This is a genomic window from Pantoea sp. X-Soil-TKNS-1207 (assembly GCF_059730485.1).
In genome coordinates this window covers 1,912,307-1,933,902 of sequence record NZ_AP035958.1, presented here as the reverse complement: position 1 = coordinate 1,933,902, position 21,596 = coordinate 1,912,307, and the positions used below count along the sequence as shown (strand labels likewise).

Below are 21,596 nucleotides of genomic sequence, written 5' to 3'. Positions count from 1 at the left end.
ACGATAAGTCGTTGAATATTGACCCACGTAAGCATATACTGCGTGGGTCAGCATTTCTGTAACAAATCAATAACATAATTGTATTAATTTTAAGCGACTCTGTCGCTGGGATGGCGTCTGCACGATATTCTTCCCCCTGTGTTGTGGCAGACATTTCTACTCAGATTCATACCTCTGTAAAACGTCGGATATCTGGCGCACGGATTTTCCGTGAGTTCTCTCACAAGCCTGGAGAAATTGACTATTCTATTTCTCAGGTTGAATCGGACAGGTGATGGAGAAGCTATGAGTTCATCGTGTATAGAAGAAGTGAGCCTTGAAGAAAACCACTGGTTTCGTATCGCCCATGAATTACTCGAACGGGCCGATATTGCCGTAAATGGCACTCGCCCCTGGGATATTCAGGTTAAGCATCCGGATTTTTTTAAACGGGTCCTGCAGGAAGGATCGCTGGGCCTCGGCGAAAGTTACATGGACGGCTGGTGGGATTGCGAAAATCTCGATATGTTTTTCCACCGTGTACTGAAGCATCATCTGGATCAGCAATTACCTCATCATTTTAAAGACACGCTGCGTATTGCGGCGGCGCGTTTAACCAACCTGCAATCGAAAAAGCGGGCCTGGATAGTCGGCAAAGAACATTACGATCTCGGTAATGATCTTTTTTCGCTGATGCTGGACCCCTTTATGCAATATTCCTGCGGCTACTGGAAAGATGCAGAAACGCTGGAACAGGCACAGCAGGCGAAGCTCGATATGATCTGCCGCAAGTTGCAACTTGAGCCAGGCATGACATTGCTGGATATCGGTTGTGGCTGGGGCGGGCTGGCGGAATTCGCCGCACGCAATTACGGCGTTAAGGTGCATGGCGTGACGATTTCCGCCGAGCAACAGAAAATGGCGCAGGAGCGTTGCGCCGGTCTGGATGTCACCATTCTGTTGCAGGATTATCGCGATCTCAATTTGCAGTTTGATCGCATCGTGTCAGTCGGGATGTTCGAACATGTGGGTCCGAAAAATTACGCGACCTACTTCGACGTGGCCGATCGCAATCTCAAGCCGGACGGTATTTTCCTGCTGCATACCATTGGGTCAGTGAAAACCGATATGAATGTCGATCCCTGGATCGATAAATATATCTTCCCGAATGGTTGTCTGCCCTCAGTACGCCAGATTGCCGATGCCAGCGAGTCGCATTTCGTGATGGAAGACTGGCACAATTTCGGCGCGGATTATGACACCACGCTGATGGCCTGGCATCACCGCTTTCTTGAGGCCTGGCCGCAGCTGGCAGAAAAATACGGTGACCGTTTTAAACGCATGTTCAGCTACTATCTCAACGCCTGCGCCGGAGCCTTCCGCGCACGAGATATTCAGCTATGGCAGGTAGTGTTCAGCCGTGGGGCCGAAGGCGGTCTGCGGGTGGCTCGCTAGCCAATAAAAAAGGCGCCGCAAGGCGCCTTTGTTTTAACGTCAGGTTATTCGCTGTCGTCAGGCTGTAACTGCGCCAGTGCGGCGGCTTCACGCTGCGCCAGCACGCGCTCCACGGTTTCGACAATCGCCTGCGTATGAGGATCGATTTCAATGTTCACCTTGTGACCCAGCTTTTTCGCCCCCAGCGTGGTGCGCTCCAGCGTTTCCGGGATCAGGTGCACGCAGAATTTACTTTTCGTAACGTCGCCGACCGTCAGGCTAATGCCATCGATGCCCACAAAACCTTTATGCAGAATATATTTCATCTGCGCCGCGTCCTGTAATTTAAACCACACCTCGCGGTTGTTCTCTGACTGAATAATTTTGCAGATTTCCGCCGTGGTCATAATATGGCCGGACATTAAGTGACCGCCAATTTCATCGCTGAACTTCGCCGCGCGCTCAATATTGACCACATCACCCACCTGTAATTCCCCCAGGTTGGTAATGCGCAACGTTTCTTTGATTAAGTCAAAGCTGACGCGATCGCCTTCAACTGCCGTCACCGTCAGGCAGCAACCGTTGTGCGCCACCGATGCGCCCAGCGCCAGGCCCGGCAACAGTTCTTCCGGTAGCTTTACGATATGGGTGCGAAACAGTTTTTTTTCTTCAATGGCAACAATCTCTGCCGTACCCTGCACAATTCCTGTAAACATAATCTCAGCCTCTGCGAAGTTTGCTGTAGTTTATCACAGCTGCCACGGTCAGGTTTAATTTGGCGGTGCGCAAAATTTACACACTCGTGTTAACAAAATGCGAACAATGTTTGGCGGATGACCGGGCGACCGTTACACTAGCCACGCATTCTTTGGGGACTTCCCCCCGCTCTCTTCTTATTTAAACGCAGGTGATACGTGCAGAAGTATTTAACAGAAGCGCGTCAATTGCTGGCCCTTGCGATCCCGGTCATCCTTGCTCAGGTTGCCCAGACCGCAATGGGTTTTGTGGATACCATTATGGCCGGTGCGGTAAGCGCCACGGATATGGCCGCCGTTGCTGTCGGCACCTCTATCTGGCTTCCCGCCATTCTGTTCGGTCATGGTTTGCTACTGGCATTGACGCCCACCGTTGCGCAACTCAACGGTTCAGGTCGCCGTGAGCGCATCGCTGAACAGGTGCGTCAGGGCTACTGGCTGGCGCTGTTTGTAGCGTTGCTGATTATGCTGGTGTTGTGGAACGCGGGTTATCTGATCCACGCGATGCACGACATCGATCCGCTGCTGGCCGCCAAAGCCGAAGGCTATCTTCATGCGCTGCTGTTCGGTGCGCCGGGCTATCTGTTTTTCCAGGTGGCGCGTAACCAGTGCGAAGGCTTATCGAAAACCAAACCTGGGATGGTGCTGGGCTTCCTCGGGCTGATGGTGAATATTCCGCTCAACTACGTGTTTATCTATGGTCACTTCGGGATGCCTGCACTCGGCGGCGTCGGCTGCGGGGTCGCCACCGCCTCGGTGTATTGGGTGATGTTTATCGTGATGCGCTTCTGGCTGAAGCGTATGGGCAGTATGCGCGATATCCGTATGACCAGCGGCTTTTCAGCGCCGTCGCGGGCCATTTTATCGCGGCTGTTTACCCTCGGCCTGCCGGTGGCGCTGGCGCTGTTTTTTGAAGTGACGTTGTTTGCGGTGGTGGCGCTGATGGTGTCGCCGCTCGGTATCGTCAAAGTGGCCGGGCATCAAATCGCGCTTAACTTCAGCTCGCTGATGTTCGTTCTGCCCCTGTCGCTCGGGGTGGCCACCACCATTCGCGTCGGCTACCGGCTCGGCCAGGGATCGGCGGAGCAGGCACGGGTGGCCGCATGGGCAGCGCAGGGCGTCGGCATCAGCATGGCGGCGGTTACCGCATTATTTACCGTGACCTTCCGCCATCATATCGCCGCCCTGTATACCGCTAATCCGGAAGTGATTACCCTCGCCGCCCAGCTGATGTTGCTGGCAGCGATTTACCAGTTCTCGGATTCGATTCAGGTGATTGGCAGCGGCATTCTGCGCGGATATAAAGATACCCGCTCCATCTTCTTTATCACGCTGGTGGCTTACTGGGTGCTGGGTCTGCCCTGCGGCTACATTCTGGGCCTGACCGACCTGGTGGTGCCTCGCCTCGGACCGGCCGGTTTCTGGTGTGGCTTTATCATCGGACTGACTTCGGCAGCGATCATGATGATCTGGCGTATCCGCCGTTTACAGCAGCTGCCTGCACAGGTGATTCTGACGCGCGCTGCGCGCTAAGTGGCTGAGCGGGCCGGAAAAGGCCCGCAACGCCTAAAAAAACGACGCATAGCACAGATGCTGGTCAGTCATGATGAAAAATCGCTTTTTCCCCTTGCCAGCTTACCGGCCTGCCGTTAATATTCGTCCCCGCTGTCGCCCTGACAGCGTGTTGCGCTCTTAGCTCAGTTGGTTAGAGCACCACCTTGACATGGTGGGGGTCGATGGTTCGAGTCCATTAGAGCGCACCAAGTGCGTCCGTAGCTCAGTTGGTTAGAGCACCACCTTGACATGGTGGGGGTCGGTGGTTCGAGTCCACTCGGACGCACCATTTCTGTATGCGTTCTTAGCTCAGTTGGTTAGAGCACCACCTTGACATGGTGGGGGTCGATGGTTCGAGTCCATTAGAACGCACCACTCTTCTTCAATCCCGTTTCCCGTTGCGCAAGCCCCTCTTCCTTGATCTGTGTCGTTTTCTGCAACAGCTTTTATATTGGTTTTCGCATACTTAGCGTCTATACTATGCCGCGTTGTTCCACTTGAAAGGTTTCAGCGCTAACGTGTTTACTGCGAGAACTCATATTATTTGCGCAACACCGCCTGGTCGGTTCCCTCGCGTACCGCACAACTTCCCTGCACGCTTAGCTTTCGTCTCCTATTCTTACTCTGTACTGCCTGTTATCAACACCAAACGAATTTCCACTTCGGTGCCATCGCATCGAATCCCAACCTTTATCATCCATCACAACTTACAGATAACCTGACATGAAAAAGACCAAGATCGTTTGTACTATCGGTCCGAAAACCGAATCGGAAGAGATGCTGACCCAACTGCTGGAAGCGGGCATGAACGTCATGCGCCTTAACTTCTCTCACGGGGATTACGCCGAGCATGGTCAGCGCATCACGAACATGCGTGCCGTCATGGAAAAAACCGGTCGTCAGGCCGCAATTCTGCTGGACACCAAAGGTCCCGAAATCCGTACCATGAAACTGGAAGGTGGCAACGATGCGCCACTGAAAGCCGGTCAAACCTTCACTTTCACCACCGACCAATCGGTAATTGGTAACAGCGAACGCGTTGCCGTGACCTATGCTGGTTTCACCGAAGACCTGAAAATCGGCAACACCGTGCTGGTGGATGATGGTCTGATTGGTATGGAAGTCACCGAAGTCACGGAAAACACCGTGGTATGTAAAGTGCTGAACAACGGCGACCTCGGCGAAAACAAAGGCGTTAACCTGCCAGGTGTCTCCATTCAGCTGCCCGCACTGGCGGAAAAAGACAAACGTGACCTGATTTTTGGTTGTGAGCAGGGTGTTGATTTCGTTGCGGCTTCCTTTATCCGTAAACGTTCCGACGTACTGGAAATCCGTGAGCACCTGAAACAGCACGGCGGCGAGCACATTCAGATCATCTCTAAAATCGAAAACCAGGAAGGCCTGAACAACTTCGACGAAATCCTCGAAGCGTCTGACGGCATCATGGTGGCGCGTGGCGACCTGGGCGTTGAGATCCCGGTTGAAGAAGTGATCTTCGCGCAGAAGATGATGATCAAGAAGTGCAACAAAGCGCGCAAAGTGGTGATCACCGCGACGCAGATGCTGGATTCGATGATCAAAAACCCGCGTCCTACCCGTGCGGAAGCCGGTGACGTGGCGAACGCCATCCTCGACGGAACGGATGCGGTTATGCTGTCCGGCGAGAGCGCCAAAGGGAAATATCCGCTGGAGTCAGTCACCATCATGGCGACCATCTGCGAACGTACCGATCGTGTGATGAAATCCCGCATTGATTCACTCCAGGATTCACGCAAACTGCGCATTACCGAAGCGGTATGTCGCGGTGCCGTTGAGACCGCTGAGAAGCTGGAAGCGCCACTGATTGTGGTTGCGACTGAAGGCGGAAAATCAGCCAAAGCCATCAGAAAATACTTCCCGGATGCGACCATCCTCGCGTTGACGACTAATGCCACCACCGCGCGCCAGCTGATTCTGAGCAAAGGCGTGGAAACCCGTCTGGTGACAGAAATTGCCTCAACTGACGATTTCTATCGTATTGGCAAAGAAATGGCGACAGAGAGTGGTTATGCACAAAAAGGCGACGTGGTGGTAATGGTCTCCGGCGCCCTGGTTCCGAGCGGCACAACCAACACCGCTTCCGTACACGTACTCTGATTTTCAGCTCATTATTTATTAAAAAGCGCCTTTTTTGGGCGCTTTTTTTATTCGCGGCTTAATACAGAAACAAGAAATTACCAATCGATAATAACTATTCAAACCCCCACAAAATTAAGGTTAATCCGATTAAATCTCTCTGTTTTCGCTAAATATTTTTATCATCTTCTGCGAAACGATGCTTCTTTGAGCGAACGATCAAATTTAAGCATGTTCTCATCAAAAATTTATTCTCAACTCAAAAAGCTTTGTGTAATACTTGTAACGCTACATGGAGATTAACTCAATCTAGAGGGTATAAATAATGAATCGTACTAAACTGGTACTGGGCGCGGTAATCCTGGGTTCAACTCTGCTGGCTGGTTGCTCAAGCAACGCTAAAATCGACCAGCTGTCTTCAGACGTTCAGACTCTGAACGCTAAAGTTGACCAGCTGAGCAACGACGTGAACGCAATCCGTTCTGACGTTCAGGCTGCTAAAGATGACGCAGCTCGTGCTAACCAGCGTCTGGACAACCAGGCTCACTCTTACCGTAAGTAAGAGTTCTGGTACTAAAAATGGCGCCTTGTTGGCGCCATTTTTTTTGTCCTGATTCTGCCAACGATTGGTGCTGATTCAGGGTTTCGCTACTGACGTCCCCATCGCTTCACTGATCGTCGCCCTGGCCGCATCACTCCCCTGCTGTGATTGCACCACCTGCGGCAATGCCGTATCCCCCGTTACCGGCTCGCCACTGCTCACCAGTACTGGCATACCTGAACGTCGCTCCAGCGCCACCTTAATCAACGCAGTATCGCTTTTTGGGCTGTTCAGGAAGGTCTTCATGCCTGCGGTTAACGCAATCGGCATGGTCTGCGGATCGTCTTTGTCGGTGTGCGACAATGGCTGATGCACTTCAATGTACCGTTTGCCGTCCGGCTCAATGGCGTACTTCACCGGCTGGTTAATCACCTGCACCCGCGTCCCTTTCGGCACGCTGTTAAACAACGCTTCGATATCTTCCGGTCGCAGACGGATACAGCCCGAACTGACGCGCATCCCTATGCCGAAATCGGCATTGGTGCCATGGACCAGGTATTGCCCGGTTCCGCGCGCCAGACGCAGGGCAAACAGCCCCATCGGGTTATCCGGCCCGGCTGGCACCACGCCCGGCAGGGTAATGCCCTCTTTGGCATAGCGCTTGCGGATATTGGCGGTGGGCGTCCAGGTTGGATTGGGGATCTTCTGGCTGATGCTGGTCACCATCACCGGCGTGGCAGCGCCAAGCTGACCAATACCGATCGGATAGACAATGACGCGATCTTCGCCTTTCGGGTAGTAATAGAGACGCAGCTCAGCAAGGTTAATCACGATGCCTTCGCGCGGCGTATCCGGCAGCAGCATCTGCAACGGTATGGTCAGTTGTGTACCGGCTTTGGGCAGCCAGGGGTCCACACCGGGGTTGGCCTCCAGCATACCGAGCAAACCTATCTTATAACGGCTGGCAATGCTCTCCAGCGGCCGTTTGTCATCGGGGACGGTGGTCAGGGTGTTTTCGCCAATTAAACGGCTGTTATCGGCGGGCAGAGGGTATTCCGTGGCAAACGCAGGTGCAGACAGTCCGCAGCAGGACAACAGCAATGCACCGGCTAAACGTAACGCTGGTCTCATGCAATTTTCTCTATGTCGGAGGAAACAGACCCCGGTCAGGTTGGCCGGGGTCTGGAGAGTGTATCTTAGCTGAGGGTCTGTGCGTTATGACGGATCGCGCGAATCATCGCTTCCAGCCCCTGCGAACGTGAGGGGGTGAGATGTTGGGTGAGTGCCAGTTGTTCGAACCAGTGGCGGACATCCAGTGCCAGAATCTCCGGCGCTTTCAGCCCCTGATACAGGCTAAATACCACGGCAATCAAGCCTTTAACGATCGCCGCATCACTGTCGCCCTCGAAGGCGATAGTCCCGTCTGACTGTGGGGTCATGGTGATCCACACCTGGCTCTGGCAACCAGAAATCACGTTCTCCGGCTGATATAAGCTTTCAGACGATTCTGGTAATTTTGCCCCGAGTTCAATGATGTAGAGGTACTTCTCTTCCCAGTTAGCGCAACGGTTAAAGTTGCGAACTAATCTCTCTTTGTCTGGCAAATTTGCCATTGGTTACTCCTGAAATCTGCTCAACCGCCCAGCAGACGATGAATTCGCGTCAGACCAGCCGCCAGACGGTCGGCTTCTTCCTCGCTGTTATACAGCGCGAAAGAGGCACGGCACATGGCGGGTACCGCATAGTGGCGCATCAGCGGCATGGCGCAATGATGGCCGGTACGGATGGCGATGCCGTATTGATCGAGGAAGCTGCCCACGTCAAACGCATGGTGCTTGCCAAGATTAAAGGCGACCACGCCGCTACGCGCGCTCGGACCATAGATGGTCAGATCCGGCACCGAAGCCAATTTATCCAGCGCGTAACGCATCAGCATCGATTCACGCTGATGAATGGTATCCAGCCCCAGTTCGGTGATCCACGTCAGCGCCGCACCCAGGCCGATGATGCCACCGGTATTCGGGGTACCGGCTTCAAAACGCCACGGCGCGGTGTTCCAGGTGGTCCCGGTAGGCAGCACCACCTGATCGATCATCGAACCGCCACCTTCCCACGGAGGCATGATGTCGAGCAGCGCTTTGCGGCCATACAGCACGCCAATGCCGGTCGGTCCGTAAATCTTGTGGCCCGAGAAGACGTAGAAATCACAATCGATGTCCTGCACGTCGACGGCATGATGCATCACCGCCTGCGCGCCATCCACCAGCGTGACGACACCGGCGGCTTTCGCCTGCGCCACAATAGCTTTGACCGGGTTGACGGTGCCGAGCACGTTAGAAACGTGCGTCACCGCCAGCAAACGGGTCCGGCTGTCGATCAGCCCGGCCAGTTGCTCCAGCGCCAGTTCACCCTGATCATTCAACGGCAGTACGCGAATTTCCGCACCGGTGCGCTGCGCCACCATCTGCCAGGGCACGATGTTGGCGTGATGCTCCATCTCGGTGATGATGATGTTGTCGCCCGGCTGCAACTGACTGCCGCCCCAGCTATTGGCCACCAGGTTGATGCCCTCGGTGGTGCCTTTGACGAACACAATCTCTTCCGGTGACGATGCGTTCAGAAAGCGTGCGGCCTGAATGCGCACGTTTTCCATATCGGTCGTCGCCTGGGCACTCAGCGAGTGAATACCGCGGTGCACGGCCGCATAGCCGTGCTGATAAAAATAACTTTCCGCATTAATGACGGCCAGCGGACGCTGTGCGCTGGCCGCACTATCCAGATAAGCCAGCGGATGACCGTTGACCTCGCGTTTCAGAATCGGAAATTCCGCTCTGATTCGTTCGAGATCGAAACTCATGACTCAACTCCTGGGATGCGCTCAGCGATACGCTGAAGCACCACCTGACGCAGCACCGGGTTGTCCAGCGTTTCGGTCAGTTCAGCCGCAAAGGCGTGAATGATCATACGCTGTGCCGAGGTCTCATCGATACCGCGCGAACGCAGATAGAACATCTGCTCGTCGTCGATACGTCCGATCGTCGCACCGTGGCTACATTTCACATCATCGGCATAGATTTCCAGCTGCGGCTTGGTGTCCACTTCCGCCAGACGTCCCAGCAACAGGTTGTTGTTGGTCATCTGTCCGTCAGTTTTCAGCGCATGCTGCGCCACTTTAATATGGCCGTTAAACACCGCGCGTCCTTTGTCACGCACGATGGTTTTGTGCATCTGACGGCTCAGGCAGTAGCCCTTGTTGTGTTCCAGATAGGTACGGGTATCGCACACTTCCTGATTCACCGGCAGCGCCAGGCTGTTCATCGCCAGATTGGTATTTTCACCGTTCAGCTGCGTGCTGGTGTTGTGACGAGACAAACCGGCACCCAGCAGGAAGCTGGTGGTAGAGACCTGCGCATCGCGACCAATCACCACATCGTTGTGGGCGAAGTGGTAGCTTTTCTCGCTCTCAAACGACAGTTTGATATGCGACAGTTTGGCGTTGTCGGCAACGTCAAAGGTGAAGCGCGCACCGGTGAAATGGGCCACATCATTCAGCGTCACATAATGCTCAATCACCTCCGCCTCTGCGCTGGCTTCCAGCTGCAAATGGTGGCGATGATGCACGGTATTCATGCCCGCTTCCTGACCGCTGGTGATGTGCAGCAGATACAGCGGCAGCGCCGCCGCTTTGCCACGCGCCAGACGAATGCTGGTGGCTTCTTCCGCCAGGCTTTCAGTCAGATGCAGGAACACTTCCGGTTGTACCGGTGCCGGCAGCGGGCGACGTTCTGCCGCCTGCGAATGCTGGACCTCAAACAGGCCGGTATCGCGGCTGCTCAGCGCAGGCTGGAAGCGACCGTCAACAAACACCAGACGCACCGCGTCAATCGGCAGCGCCAGCTGCTCAACCTGCGCTGCGCTGACCTCCTGCGGCTGCGGCAGTAAAAACTGCTGCGCCAGCAGGCCATCCAGCGGGGTGTATTTCCAGTTCTCATGCTTGCGCGTTGGCAAGCCGAGACGCATCAGTTGCTGCCAGTGCTGCTGTGCCTGTAAGGAACGCACGTCGCCGCGCGATTCAAACAGGTGATGCCACTGTTGCAGGGCGTTATCACTCTTCGTCGGTAAGCCAGCCATAGCCTTGCTCCTCCAGCTGTTTCACCAGCGAAAAGTCGCCAGACTTCACAATTTTACCCTGATACAGCACATGGACGTGATCCGGCTGGATGTAATCCAGGATGCGCTGGTAGTGGGTAACGATGATGAATGAGCGCTTACCGTCGCGCAGGCTGTTAACGCCGTTGGCGACAATTTTCAGCGCATCGATGTCCAGACCGGAGTCCGTCTCATCGAGGATGCACAGATCCGGCTCCAGCGCCGCCATTTGCAGAATATCGTTACGCTTTTTCTCACCGCCGGAGAAGCCGACGTTGACGGAGCGGGTCAGCAGATCTTCCGGCATTTTCAGCAGGTGGATTTTATCTTCGATAAAGTCCTGGAAGTCGAAGCGATCCAGTTCCTCCTGCTCACGGTATTTACGCACCGCATTGACGGAGGTCTGGAGGAAAAACTGGTTGCTGACACCCGGAATTTCTACCGGGTACTGGAACGCCATAAAGATGCCTTCGCCCGCGCGTTCTTCCGGTTCCAGCTCCAGCAGATCTTTGCCTTTGAAGGAGACGGAACCGCCGGTGACTTCATAATCTTCACGACCAGCCAGGGTTGCAGACAGCGTACTTTTACCGGAACCGTTCGGTCCCATAATGGCGTGGACTTCACCCGGTTTAACCTCAAGGTTCAGACCGCGCAAAATCTCTTTGTCTTCAACACTAACCTGTAAATCTTTAATGCTTAACATACTCTTTCCTTCACATTGCTTCCGGCAACGGGCCATCAGCCCACGCTGTGCTCAAGGCTGATTGCTAACAATTTTTGCGCTTCCACGGCGAATTCCAGTGGCAGCTCGGAGAAAACATCTTTACAGAAGCCGTTGACGATCATTGAGATCGCATCTTCTTCACTGATGCCACGCTGCAGACAGTAGAACATCTGATCTTCGCCGATACGCGAGGTGGTGGCTTCATGTTCCAGCTGCGCGGTGTTGTTGCGTGCTTCCACATACGGGAAAGTATGCGCGCCGCAATCCGCACCAATCAGCATCGAATCACACTGGGTGAAGTTACGCGCGTTGGTCGCCGTAGGCATGATTTTCACCAGGCCGCGATAGGTGTTCTGGCTCTTACCGGCGGAGATCCCTTTCGAAATAATCGTCGATTTGGTGTTCTTGCCGATGTGGATCATCTTGGTGCCGGTATCGGCCTGCTGATGTCCGCTGGTCAGTGCCACAGAGTAGAACTCACCGATGGAGTGATCACCGCGCAGAATGCAGCTCGGGTATTTCCAGGTGATGGCAGAGCCGGTTTCCGACTGGGTCCACGACATTTTGCTGTAGTCGCCTTCGCACAGCGCACGCTTGGTCACGAAGTTGAGGATACCGCCATCGCCTTCACCGCCTGGGAACCAGTTCTGTACGGTGGAATATTTCACTTCAGCGTTTTTGTGGATAATGACTTCCACCACCGCCGCGTGCAGCTGATAGGTATCGCGCACCGGTGCCGAGCAACCTTCGATGTAGCTGACGTAGCTATCTTCGTCAGCGATCAGAATGGTACGTTCGAACTGGCCGGTTTTCGCCGCGTTAATGCGGAAATAGGTCGACAGCTCCATCGGGCAGCGTACGCCTTTCGGGATATACACAAAGGTACCGTCCGAGGCCACTGCGGAGTTCAGCGCCGCAAAGAAGTTATCGTTAGCCGGGACGACCGTGCCGAGATACTTCTTCACCAGTTCCGGGTGTTCCTGAATCGCTTCACCGAAGGAACAGAAAATGATGCCCTGCTCCGCCAGTTTGCCGCGATAGGTGGTGGCAACCGAAACGGAGTCGAAAATCGCATCGACCGCCACTTCTTTGCCTTCACGCACCGGGACACCCAGCTGGTTAAAGGCGTTTTCCACTTCCTGCGTCAGATAATCGCTGGCAGGGGTGCTGCCTGAAGCCTGAGTGGCACCCGGTTCTGAAGCGCAGGTGTCATCGCAGTTGCCACAGGAAGGCGCGGAGTAATAGCTGTAATCCTGATAGTCAAGTTTCTCGTAATGCGCTTTCAGCCAGTGCGGCTCTTCCATTTCCAGCCAGGCACGAAAGGCTTTAAGACGAAACTCCAGCATCCACTCTGGCTCGTTACGCTTAGCCGAAATTGCCCGCACCACATCTTCATTGATGCCGTGAGCAAATTCTTCGGTTTGCAATTGGGTGAAGAAGCCCTCTTTATAATTGAGCTTGCCTTCCCACATTTGTACATCGTCAGATGTTTCGCTGTGTCGTGACATATTTCACTTACTCGACGCCAAAGCTTTCACCGCACCCGCAGGCGTGCTGAGCTTTAGGGTTGTTAAATTTAAAGATCTGATTCAGGCCTTCACGGACGTAGTCCACTTCGGTGCCATCGACAAAAGGCATTGCCTGTAGCGGCACAAACAGCGTTGCGCCAAAGTAGGAGAACTGCAGTTCGTCATCGGCCGGCGTTTTTGCCAGGTCCATAACGTAACCAAATCCGGCACAGCCGGACTGTTTCACCCCTAACCGCAGACCCTTCACTTCCGGGTCCTGAGCGGCCAGGTTAAGAATTTGTTTTGCTGCCGATTCGGTCAGCGTCAGTCCTTTCCAGACGAAATCATCGGGTGAAAAAGAAGCTGCATTTACTGATGACATAGTGCTACCTCGTAAGTCTGGGCCTTTTCAGGCTATCCCCCTATGGTAGTGATATCGGATACCACTTCAACCTCTTGTTTTGCAGGGATAATCATCTCGTGCTGTTTTTTACTGGTACTTAATTAAGCATAGTCGCTTCACACTGCTTTGCGGCAGCCAATCCTGCCGCGTCATTGCTGCTGTAACCCGTTAAAAACCCGTAAAATTTCGTTTTGCCACTTTACGACTTACCGCTTATTGATAGGTTACGCCTTTCCTTAATGTGAAGAAATTGTTATTGCCGATTTGAGCAACAGGCAAAGTAAATCAATAAAATTTCTCTACGGGAATTGCATTCCTGACGCGGTTGAATATGATAATGATTATCATTAACCCATTTAAGGTGGCGATATGGCGCTTACCGTCTCAGCCTGGTTACAACACAAAATCGATGAATATAAGTTTTCGGTGCGTGATATCACCGTTGACTTCTATATGGCTCAGGCAAAGCTCAACCGCACCGATTGTACTATCGAACAGCTGCGTCGCTTTAACGACACCTGTCTCGACATGGCAGAAATCTGCGAACTGAATGGCGACGACCAGAGCTATCTGCACGCCATGGGCAAGCTTCATCACCGCTTAGTGCAGGAGATGGGCAATGCCGATCGCGACCGCCTGTTCCGTATTCAGGCCTATCAACTGGCGCGCCTGTCGCTGACTCGCTTGTGTCATCAACTGGCGCTGAGCGGTGAGTGGGATCAAGCCACCAACCTGCAGAGTGATTTCGTCCGCCACGCAGGCTGGATATTCTAATCCAGCTGCGTTGTGACGTCTCCTACAATTTGTTTACATCATTTCCAGCAATGCCTGTAATGGATGGCGCATACCATTCCCTTCGGCACGTTTCACCTGGCTACGGCAGGAGAAACCCGTGGCGAGACAGCGCTGACGTGGCAGTTTTTGTAGCTGCGGATGCCAGGAGAGCGCGTAAATTCCCAATGAATTTTCGAGATTCTTGCTTTCGTGTCCGTAAGTGCCGGCCATCCCGCAACAGCCCACGTTGATATTTTCCAGTTTCGCGCCGAAGCGGGCGAAAATATCCTGCCACTGGTTAGGCGTGGAAGGCAGCGCCGTCACCTCGGTGCAGTGGGCGAACAGATACCAGGCTTCACCGCTGGTGCTCTGCACCGCGCGCTCCGCCACCGCCTGTTGCAGCCATTCGTGCACCAGCAGCACGCTGAACTCCCCGCGTTTCTCTCCCAGCACCTGATTGTATTCGTCGCGATAACACAACACGGTGGCAGGATCGACGCCGACCATTGGCATACCGAGCTGCGCGACGCGATTGAGGAAATCAGCGGTTTTCTCTGCGGTGCGGGCAAAGCGTTGCAGGAAACCTTTCACATGCTGCGCTTTGCCATTCGGTGAAAACGGCAGCAGCACCGGGCGGAAACCGAGCTTCTCAATCAGTTTGACGAAGTCGGTCACCAGCTGAGCCTCGTAGTAGCTGGTGAACGGATCCTGCACCACCAGCACACAATTTTCCCGCGCGGCGCTGTCGAGCGCTTCCAGCTGCTCCAGCGTCAGGTTCATGGCCGGATGGCCGCTCAGCTGTTGCTTCAGGCTCGGCGACGACAGCAGCGGCAGATCGACCATGCCGATATGTTTTTTGCTGAGATCGCGCACCCACGGCTGTTTCAGGAAGAAGTTAAACACCTTCGGCGCTTTCGCCATCAGCGGCGCATAGCCTTCCACCGCCGCCACCAGATGGTCGCTCATCGGACGCAGATAACGGGTGTGATAGAGCTGCAGGAAGCGTGAGCGGAAGTTCGGGACATCGATCTTAATCGGACACTGGGTCGAACAGGCTTTACACGCCAGACAGCCCGACATCGCCTCTTTCACTTCATGGGAGAAGTCATACTCCCCCTGCTGCGCATGCCAGGAGTTACGGGTACGCTGGATCAGCGTGCGCAGGCTGGCGCGCTGCTCAGGCAGCGATTTCTCCAGTTGCACCGGATCGACGCCCTGCTCCGATAACAAACGTAACCATTCGCGCGTCAGCGTCGCACGGCCTTTGGGCGAGTGGATGCGGTTGCGGGTGATTTTCATCGACGGACACATCGGGCTGCGCGTGTCAAAGTTGAAGCACAGGCCGTTGCCGTTGCACTCCATCGCGCCGCGCCAGTCGTTGCGTACCGTGAGCGGGATCTGACGATCGTAGGTCCCCCGCTTCACCGCATCGACCTGCATCATCGGCTCATCGCTGCCCATTGGCGTACAGATTTTACCGGGGTTCAGACGGTTATCCGGGTCGAATGCCGCTTTGATGCGACGCAACTCGTTAAATAAGGTTTCACCGAAAAACGCCGGGCTGTACTGGGCGCGGAACCCTTTACCGTGCTCGCCCCACAGCAGGCCGCCGTAACGCGCGGTCAGCGCCACCACTTCATCGGAGATCTGTTTCATCAGCATCTCCTGCTGCGGGTCGCACATATCCAGCGCCGGACGTACGTGCAGTACGCCAGCATCAACGTGACCGAACATGCCATAGCTCAGGCCGTGGCTATCCAGCAGCGCACGGAAATCGACGATGTAATCGGCCAGCTGCTCCGGCGGCACCGCGGTATCTTCGACAAACGGAATCGGCTTGGCACGCCCTTTGGCGTTACCGAGTAGGCCAACCGCTTTTTTGCGCATATTATAGATACGCTCGATACCGCCCAGATCGTCGCAGAGTTGATAGCCAATCACGCCGCCCAGGCGCTGCGCCATCAGTTCATCGAGGCGCTGACACAGCATCGAAACCTGCTGCTCAATCAGTTCGCCGTCATCACCGGCAAACTCGACGATATTCAGCCCCAGCATCTCTTTATCGGGCACATCGGTGATTAGCTCCTTCACCGAATGCCAGACGATATCTTCACGCGCCAGGTTCAGTACTTTGGAATCAACGGTTTCGACCGATAGCGCTTTCGCTTCAACCATAAAGGGCGCGTTACGCAGCGCTGAGTCGAACGAGTCGTACTTAATATTGACCAGACGACGTACTTTCGGGATCGGCGTGATGTCGAGGCGCGCTTCGGTGATAAACGCCAGCGTACCTTCGGCGCCGCACAGCAGACGCGTCAGGTCAAAGGTTTGCAGATCGTCGCTGAACACATGACGCAGATCGTAGCCGGTGAGAAAGCGGTTCAGTTTGGGGAATTTTTCCAGAATCAGCGCGCGCTGTTCGCGACAGCGGGACATCACCTGCTGATAAATACGCCCTTCGGCGGTCGGCGTCTGCGCCAGTTTTTCCGCCAGTTCGGTCGGCATCGCGCGGGTATCGAGGATATCTCCCCCCAGCAGCACGGCACGCAGGCCGACCACATGATCGGAGGTTTTACCATACACCAGCGATCCCTGCCCGGAGGCATCGGTATTGATCATCCCGCCAAGGGTGGCGCGGTTACTGGTCGAGAGTTCCGGCGAGAAGAAAAAGCCATACGGCTTCAGCCAGGCATTGAGCTGATCTTTCACGACCCCCGCTTCAACCCGCACCCAGCCCTGCTCGGTGTTGATTTCCAGAATACGGTTCATGTAGCGCGACATATCGACCACAATTCCCTGGTTCAGCGACTGTCCGTTGGTGCCGGTACCGCCGCCGCGCGGGGTAAACACCAGGCTGGCAAAACGTTCTTCACCGGCAAGACGGGCAATCAGCGCCACATCCGCCGTGGAACGCGGGAACAGCGCGGCGTCCGGCAGCAGCTGATAGATGCTGTTATCGGTAGAAAGGGAGAGACGATCGGCGTAGCTGGTGGCGGTATCGCCGGTGAATCCTTGCTCTTTTAATGACTGCAGGAATGTCAGCACCAGTTGAACGAGGCCCGGTGCCTGGGAAATCTGTGGGATCATTATTGGGTGACCGAGATGTTGTAAACGTTTGCGTAGTTCATTTTTATGAATCTCCCGTTTTATCACATTTTTTTGCTGACCGCTGTTTTTTCAGGGAGCGTAAAAAGCCCCCTGCATTTTCCTGTTTTATATTCGGGAAATAGATCATCATTGATCAGGGGCCGGTAAGCCCCACCGTAAAGGATTTTATCGAGGTCAAAACGCTGTTATGAAAAACCTGCACCGCGGTATGGATTTACCGCAAATGCTGTTCTCACTGATGTTCATCCTGATCATGATCATCGCCTGTCTGTGGGTGGTTCAGCCGTTTATTTTAGGTTTTGCCTGGGCCAGCATGGTGGTGATTGCCACCTGGCCGCTGATGATCAAATTGCAACATCTGCTGTGGGGACGTCGTTTTCTCGCGGTGGTCGCTATGGCCATCCTGTTATTGCTGCTGTTTATCATTCCTATCGCCGTGCTGGTTAACAGCCTGATTGATAACAGCGCGCCGGTGATCGCCTGGGCGACGCGCGGCCACCTGGTATTGCCGCAGCTCGACTGGCTGAAACAGATACCGATGGCGGGCAACCGGCTGTTTTCCAGTTATCACCTGCTGGTGGATGGCGGTGGCGCAGCCATCATGGGCAAGTTGCAGCCTTATGTTGGCCGCACGACCGGCTTCTTTGTCGCGCAGGCGGGTCACTTCGGGCGTTTTGTGATCCATCTGGCGGTGATGCTGTTATTTAGCGTGCTGCTTTACTGGCGTGGCGAACAGGTTGGACACGGTATCCGCCACTTTGCCTACCGTATGGCTGGCCGTCGTGGTGATGCCGCCGTGCTGCTGGCCGGTCAGGCGATTCGCGCGGTTGCGCTTGGCGTGGTGGTTACGGCGCTGGTACAGGGCGTGCTGGGCGGCATCGGTCTGGCCATCTCTGGCATCCCCTATGCCACGCTGTTGACCGTGGTGATGATCCTCTCCTGCCTGGTACAGCTTGGCCCGTTAATCGTGCTGGTCCCGGCGATTATCTGGCTTTACTGGAGCGGCGATACCACCTGGGGCACCGTGCTGCTGGTGTGGAGCTGTGTGGTTGGCACGCTCGACAACGTGCTGCGCCCGATGCTGATTCGCATGGGTGCCGATTTGCCGATGATTCTGATTCTCTCCGGCGTCATCGGCGGTCTGGTGGCGTTTGGCATGATTGGCCTGTTTATTGGGCCGGTCGTGCTGGCGGTTTCTTATCGTCTGGTGTCGGTATGGATGCATGAGGCACCCGCCCCGGATGACGACCCGGAGACCGTGGTGGAAGAACTGACCGAGCACGACGATCACACCGCCTGACCCCTGCCTCGCGGCGGTTAACCTCAGTTAATCGCCGCCACTCAATTCCCTCTGGTTAGCGAATTTTTTCATAAGCGAATTTTAAGAAAAAACGCATTTTCACCCCATTAAGGCCAGTTTCCCTTACGGAATGATTATTTTCCGCACTGTTTCCCGCGCAAAAACCCCTAAAAACGGTGCGGAAAGATTATCAGCTTTAAACTAATAAGAGGATTCTTAAAGACGCCAGCGGCAGCGGTGAATAACATGTTTCCTATGTTTGAGATCAAACCACTGATTTTTAAACAACCTTTTTCCCCTGAGTAAAGTGAAGAATTGCTGTGTGTAGTCTTTGCCCATCCCCTGTGATGGGCTTTTTTTTGGCTTTTTTCTGCTTCAGTTCACTGGGTTGAACCAAAATTGCGCAGTTGACGGCTCTTTAGCGCAGCCAACTGCGTTTTTTGGCATTAGCGACTGAATGAAACCTGCACCGTCTGGCTGGCGCGCGCCTTCTTCCAGATGGCGTTGCGATACTGTGAACCGGCAACAATGGCGCGGCCCGCGGCTAAATCAGTCTGGAATTTGTCGCCAAAAACATTCTTTGCGTTCAGCCAGAGATTTTCTGCCGCACTGAGAAGCGTTATTTCAGCGGTCAGGTCAATTTGAAGCAGAGCAGAAAAGTCATTAATTTTTTCGCACCATGACGCCGGAGCGGGCTGAAGTGGTTCAGGGAAAGCCAGATGTTGCAGAAGAAGGAAGAGTGGTGTCCAGCGGTCGGTGTGGCGTTAACCAGGAAGCGCGTTCCGGGCATGACCCGGAACGCGTTTAAAACATTGCTTAGCCTTTCGCCGCGTCCAGCTCCGCCAGACTCAGCCAGGTTTCCACGACCGTATCCGGGTTAAGCGACAAGCTGTCGATACCCTCTTCCATCAGCCAGGCAGCAAAGTCCTGATGGTCGGATGGACCCTGGCCGCAGATACCGACGTATTTGCCCTGTTTCTTCGCCGCCTGAATCGCCATCGACAGCAGTGCTTTCACCGCCTCGTTACGCTCATCAAACAGCTCCGAGACCACGCCGGAGTCACGATCCAGACCCAGCGCCAGCTGCGTCATATCGTTGGAACCGATGGAGAAGCCATCAAAGTGTTGCAGGAACTGTTCTGCCAGCAGCGCATTGGATGGGATTTCACACATCATAATCACTTTCAGTCCGTTTTCGCCGCGTTTCAGTCCCTGCTTCGCCAGCTCGGCTACCACCGCTTCCGCCTGCGCCACGGTGCGCACAAACGGGATCATGATTTCCACGTTGGTCAGGCCCATTTCGTTACGCACCCGTTTCACCGCTTCGCACTCCAGCGCGAAGCAGTCACGGAAGCTGTCAGCCACGTAGCGACCAGCGCCACGGAAGCCGAGCATCGGGTTCTCTTCTTCCGGCTCGTAACGCTCACCGCCCACCAGGTTGGCGTATTCGTTCGATTTGAAATCCGACAGACGCACGATGACGCGTTTCGGTGCGAACGCGGCGCCCAGGGTGGCGATCCCTTCGGTCAGACGCGCGATATAGAACTCAACCGGATCGTCAAAGCCCTTCATCATATGACGGATTTCCTGCTGCAACGCTGGGGTTTGTTGGTCAAACTCCAGCAGCGCTTTCGGGTGCACCCCGATCATCCGGTTGATAATGAATTCCAGACGCGCCAGTCCCACGCCTTCATTCGGCAGGCAGGCGAAGTCAAAGGCACGGTCCGGGTTACCGACGTTCATCATAATTTTCAGCGGCAGATCCGGCAGGCTATCCACCTGGGAGCTGGTGACTTCGAAATCCAGCAGATCGTCATAGACGTAGCCGGTGTCGCCTTCGGCGCAGGAGACGGTGACCTTGTGACCATCTTTCAGCCGGTCGGTGGCATCACCGCAACCTACGACAGCCGGAATACCCAGCTCACGCGCGATAATCGCCGCATGGCAGGTGCGCCCGCCACGGTTGGTGACGATCGCCGAGGCTTTCTTCATGATCGGTTCCCAGTCCGGGTCGGTCATGTCGGTGACCAGCACGTCGCCTTTCTCGATACGGTTCATTTCACTGATGTCGTGAATCACCTTCACTTCACCCGCGCCGATACGGTGACCAATGGCACGCCCTTCCACCACCACCTTACCTTTGCCCTGTAGGTTGTAACGTTCCATCACCTGACCGTTGGAGCGCACCGTTTCCGGGCGCGCCTGGACAATAAACAGTTTGCCGGTGTGGCCATCTTTGGCCCACTCGATATCCATCGGGCGTTTGTAGTGCTGCTCGATAAGCACCGCCTGATGCGCCAGCGCCTGGACTTCATCATCGCTCAGACAGAAACGGTCGCGCTCGGCTTCAGCCACATCTTCAATGCGCACCTGCTCGCCGTGCTCCTGTGAATCGGCGTATACCATCCGCACTTTCTTCGAACCCATATTGCGACGCACAATCGCCGGGCGATTCGCAGCCAGCGTTGGTTTGTGCACATAAAACTCATCCGGGTTCACAGCGCCCTGCACCACCATTTCACCCAGACCCAGCGCAGCGGTGATAAACACCACCTGATCAAAACCGGATTCGGTATCAATGGTGAACATGACGCCAGAGGAGGCAAGATCGGAACGCACCATGCGTTGTACGCCCGCCGACAGCGCTACGCCACGGTGGTCGTAACCCTGATGCACGCGATAGGAGATGGCGCGATCGTTAAATAAAGAGGCATAGACATGTTTCACCGCCACCATCACCGCTTCAATGCCCTGCACATTCAGGAAGGTTTCCTGCTGTCCGGCGAACGAAGCATCCGGCATGTCTTCCGCGGTGGCAGAGGAACGCACCGCAAAGGAGGCGTCAGCATCGTCGGCAGACAATTGCTTATACGCATCGTGGATGGCCGCTTCCAGCTCTGGCTGGAACGGAGTATCAACCACCCATTGACGGATCTGCTTACCGGCTTTAGCCAGTTCATCAACGTCATCAATATCGGTCTTGTCCAGCAGGTCATAGATACGCTGGTTCAGCCCGCTTTGATCGAGAAACTGATTAAAAGCATAAGATGTGGTCGCATAACCATTAGGGACGGACACACCCAGCGACGACAAATTGGTAATCATTTCACCGAGAGAGGCATTTTTGCCTCCCACCCGATCAACATCATGCATGCCAAGCTGGTTGTACCAGAGCACTAGCGGCTGTTCGCCTTTATTGGACATCGAGATTATCCTTTTAAATGATAGGGGGGCACATGGAACATTTTGCTA

At 54.7% G+C, this 21,596-nt stretch carries 16 protein-coding genes, 3 tRNA genes and 1 other RNA gene; 10 read left to right on the top strand and 10 right to left on the bottom strand.

Annotated features, from left to right (window positions below):
* Positions 1-285: 285 nt before the first annotated feature.
* Complete coding sequence (gene cfa, locus AC6I8V_RS09100; RefSeq protein ID WP_497845539.1) at positions 286-1,434, top strand: cyclopropane fatty acyl phospholipid synthase; 1,149 nt, start codon at positions 286-288, stop codon at positions 1,432-1,434.
* A 44-nt stretch (positions 1,435-1,478) separates the two neighbouring features.
* Here the strand turns inward: cfa and AC6I8V_RS09095 are convergent, their stop codons facing one another.
* A complete protein-coding gene (locus AC6I8V_RS09095; RefSeq protein ID WP_497845538.1) occupies positions 1,479-2,129 on the bottom strand; it encodes a riboflavin synthase subunit alpha in 651 nt (216 codons plus the stop codon).
* A 198-nt stretch (positions 2,130-2,327) separates the two neighbouring features.
* Between AC6I8V_RS09095 and AC6I8V_RS09090 the strand changes: the two genes are divergently transcribed.
* The 6 genes from AC6I8V_RS09090 to AC6I8V_RS09065 all read left to right on the top strand — a co-directional run bounded on the left by AC6I8V_RS09090 (position 2,328) and on the right by AC6I8V_RS09065 (position 6,399).
* Positions 2,328-3,701 carry an MATE family efflux transporter gene (locus AC6I8V_RS09090; RefSeq protein ID WP_497845537.1) on the top strand — a complete coding sequence of 458 codons (1,374 nt, stop codon included), beginning with the start codon at positions 2,328-2,330 and terminating at the stop codon, positions 3,699-3,701.
* 153 nt (positions 3,702-3,854) lie between these two features.
* Positions 3,855-3,931, top strand: a tRNA-Val gene (locus tag AC6I8V_RS09085).
* Between the two features lie 3 nt (positions 3,932-3,934).
* A tRNA-Val gene (locus tag AC6I8V_RS09080) sits at positions 3,935-4,011 on the top strand.
* Positions 4,012-4,020: 9 nt separating this feature from the next.
* A tRNA-Val gene (locus tag AC6I8V_RS09075) sits at positions 4,021-4,097 on the top strand.
* A gap of 348 nt (positions 4,098-4,445) precedes the next feature.
* Positions 4,446-5,858: a pyruvate kinase PykF gene (pykF, locus tag AC6I8V_RS09070; protein ID WP_497845536.1), complete on the top strand. Its 1,413-nt coding sequence runs from the start codon at positions 4,446-4,448 to the stop codon at positions 5,856-5,858.
* A 304-nt stretch (positions 5,859-6,162) separates the two neighbouring features.
* Positions 6,163-6,399: a major outer membrane lipoprotein gene (locus AC6I8V_RS09065; protein ID WP_007374746.1), complete on the top strand. Its 237-nt coding sequence runs from the start codon at positions 6,163-6,165 to the stop codon at positions 6,397-6,399.
* Positions 6,400-6,474: 75 nt separating this feature from the next.
* Here the strand turns inward: AC6I8V_RS09065 and AC6I8V_RS09060 are convergent, their stop codons facing one another.
* From AC6I8V_RS09060 to sufA, 7 genes are all read right to left on the bottom strand, one after another.
* Entirely contained in the window at positions 6,475-7,509 is a 1,035-nt protein-coding gene (locus AC6I8V_RS09060) for a L,D-transpeptidase family protein (RefSeq protein ID WP_497845535.1), read from the bottom strand.
* A 65-nt stretch (positions 7,510-7,574) separates the two neighbouring features.
* Complete coding sequence (sufE, locus tag AC6I8V_RS09055; RefSeq protein WP_497845534.1) at positions 7,575-7,991, bottom strand: cysteine desulfuration protein SufE; 417 nt, start codon at positions 7,989-7,991, stop codon at positions 7,575-7,577.
* A 20-nt stretch (positions 7,992-8,011) separates the two neighbouring features.
* Positions 8,012-9,235: a cysteine desulfurase SufS gene (sufS, locus tag AC6I8V_RS09050; RefSeq protein ID WP_497845533.1), complete on the bottom strand. Its 1,224-nt coding sequence runs from the start codon at positions 9,233-9,235 to the stop codon at positions 8,012-8,014.
* A complete protein-coding gene (gene sufD / locus AC6I8V_RS09045; RefSeq protein WP_497845532.1) occupies positions 9,232-10,509 on the bottom strand; it encodes a Fe-S cluster assembly protein SufD in 1,278 nt (425 codons plus the stop codon). Before sufD ends, sufS begins: the two co-directional genes overlap by 4 nt.
* On the bottom strand, positions 10,484-11,230 hold the full coding sequence (gene sufC / locus AC6I8V_RS09040) for a Fe-S cluster assembly ATPase SufC (protein WP_497845531.1): 747 nt from the start codon (positions 11,228-11,230) through the stop codon (positions 10,484-10,486). The genes sufD and sufC overlap by 26 nt, the downstream gene beginning before the upstream one ends.
* Before the next feature lie 35 nt (positions 11,231-11,265).
* Positions 11,266-12,759, bottom strand: coding sequence for a Fe-S cluster assembly protein SufB (sufB, locus tag AC6I8V_RS09035; RefSeq protein WP_497845529.1), 1,494 nt, complete (start codon positions 12,757-12,759; stop codon positions 11,266-11,268).
* A 7-nt stretch (positions 12,760-12,766) separates the two neighbouring features.
* Complete coding sequence (sufA, locus tag AC6I8V_RS09030; RefSeq protein WP_497845528.1) at positions 12,767-13,141, bottom strand: Fe-S cluster assembly scaffold SufA; 375 nt, start codon at positions 13,139-13,141, stop codon at positions 12,767-12,769.
* Positions 13,142-13,531: 390 nt separating this feature from the next.
* Between sufA and AC6I8V_RS09025 the strand changes: the two genes are divergently transcribed.
* Positions 13,532-13,936 carry a hypothetical protein gene (locus AC6I8V_RS09025; RefSeq protein WP_497845527.1) on the top strand — a complete coding sequence of 135 codons (405 nt, stop codon included), beginning with the start codon at positions 13,532-13,534 and terminating at the stop codon, positions 13,934-13,936.
* Between the two features lie 33 nt (positions 13,937-13,969).
* Here the strand turns inward: AC6I8V_RS09025 and ydiJ are convergent, their stop codons facing one another.
* Positions 13,970-17,023 (bottom strand): D-2-hydroxyglutarate dehydrogenase YdiJ, encoded by a 3,054-nt coding sequence (gene ydiJ / locus AC6I8V_RS09020; RefSeq protein ID WP_497845526.1) that lies wholly within the window; start codon positions 17,021-17,023, stop codon positions 13,970-13,972.
* A 208-nt stretch (positions 17,024-17,231) separates the two neighbouring features.
* On the opposite strand from ydiJ, the gene ydiK reads away from it, so the two are divergent.
* Both ydiK and rprA read left to right on the top strand, forming a co-directional pair.
* The gene (gene ydiK, locus AC6I8V_RS09015; RefSeq protein WP_497845525.1) at positions 17,232-18,344 is read left to right on the top strand and encodes an AI-2E family transporter YdiK; all 1,113 of its coding nucleotides are present in this window, start codon (positions 17,232-17,234) and stop codon (positions 18,342-18,344) included.
* Positions 18,345-18,599: 255 nt separating this feature from the next.
* An RNA gene (gene rprA, locus AC6I8V_RS09010) (antisense sRNA RprA) lies at positions 18,600-18,707 on the top strand.
* 453 nt (positions 18,708-19,160) lie between these two features.
* Here the strand turns inward: rprA and ppsA are convergent.
* On the bottom strand, positions 19,161-21,548 hold the full coding sequence (gene ppsA, locus AC6I8V_RS09005) for a phosphoenolpyruvate synthase (RefSeq protein ID WP_497845524.1): 2,388 nt from the start codon (positions 21,546-21,548) through the stop codon (positions 19,161-19,163).
* Between the last annotated feature and the right edge of the window lie 48 nt (positions 21,549-21,596).

Coding starts and splice junctions, on each gene's coding strand:
- AC6I8V_RS09065 (WP_007374746.1), top strand. CDS start 6,163: ATGAATCGTACTAAACTGGTACTGGGCGCGGTAATCCTGGGTTCAACT.
- AC6I8V_RS09095 (WP_497845538.1), bottom strand. CDS start 2,129: ATGTTTACAGGAATTGTGCAGGGTACGGCAGAGATTGTTGCCATTGAA.
- cfa (WP_497845539.1), top strand. CDS start 286: ATGAGTTCATCGTGTATAGAAGAAGTGAGCCTTGAAGAAAACCACTGG.
- sufD (WP_497845532.1), bottom strand. CDS start 10,509: ATGGCTGGCTTACCGACGAAGAGTGATAACGCCCTGCAACAGTGGCAT.
- pykF (WP_497845536.1), top strand. CDS start 4,446: ATGAAAAAGACCAAGATCGTTTGTACTATCGGTCCGAAAACCGAATCG.
- AC6I8V_RS09025 (WP_497845527.1), top strand. CDS start 13,532: ATGGCGCTTACCGTCTCAGCCTGGTTACAACACAAAATCGATGAATAT.
- sufE (WP_497845534.1), bottom strand. CDS start 7,991: ATGGCAAATTTGCCAGACAAAGAGAGATTAGTTCGCAACTTTAACCGT.
- ppsA (WP_497845524.1), bottom strand. CDS start 21,548: ATGTCCAATAAAGGCGAACAGCCGCTAGTGCTCTGGTACAACCAGCTT.
- sufA (WP_497845528.1), bottom strand. CDS start 13,141: ATGTCATCAGTAAATGCAGCTTCTTTTTCACCCGATGATTTCGTCTGG.
- sufC (WP_497845531.1), bottom strand. CDS start 11,230: ATGTTAAGCATTAAAGATTTACAGGTTAGTGTTGAAGACAAAGAGATT.
- ydiK (WP_497845525.1), top strand. CDS start 17,232: ATGAAAAACCTGCACCGCGGTATGGATTTACCGCAAATGCTGTTCTCA.
- sufS (WP_497845533.1), bottom strand. CDS start 9,235: ATGAGTTTCGATCTCGAACGAATCAGAGCGGAATTTCCGATTCTGAAA.
- AC6I8V_RS09060 (WP_497845535.1), bottom strand. CDS start 7,509: ATGAGACCAGCGTTACGTTTAGCCGGTGCATTGCTGTTGTCCTGCTGC.
- ydiJ (WP_497845526.1), bottom strand. CDS start 17,023: ATGATCCCACAGATTTCCCAGGCACCGGGCCTCGTTCAACTGGTGCTG.
- sufB (WP_497845529.1), bottom strand. CDS start 12,759: ATGTCACGACACAGCGAAACATCTGACGATGTACAAATGTGGGAAGGC.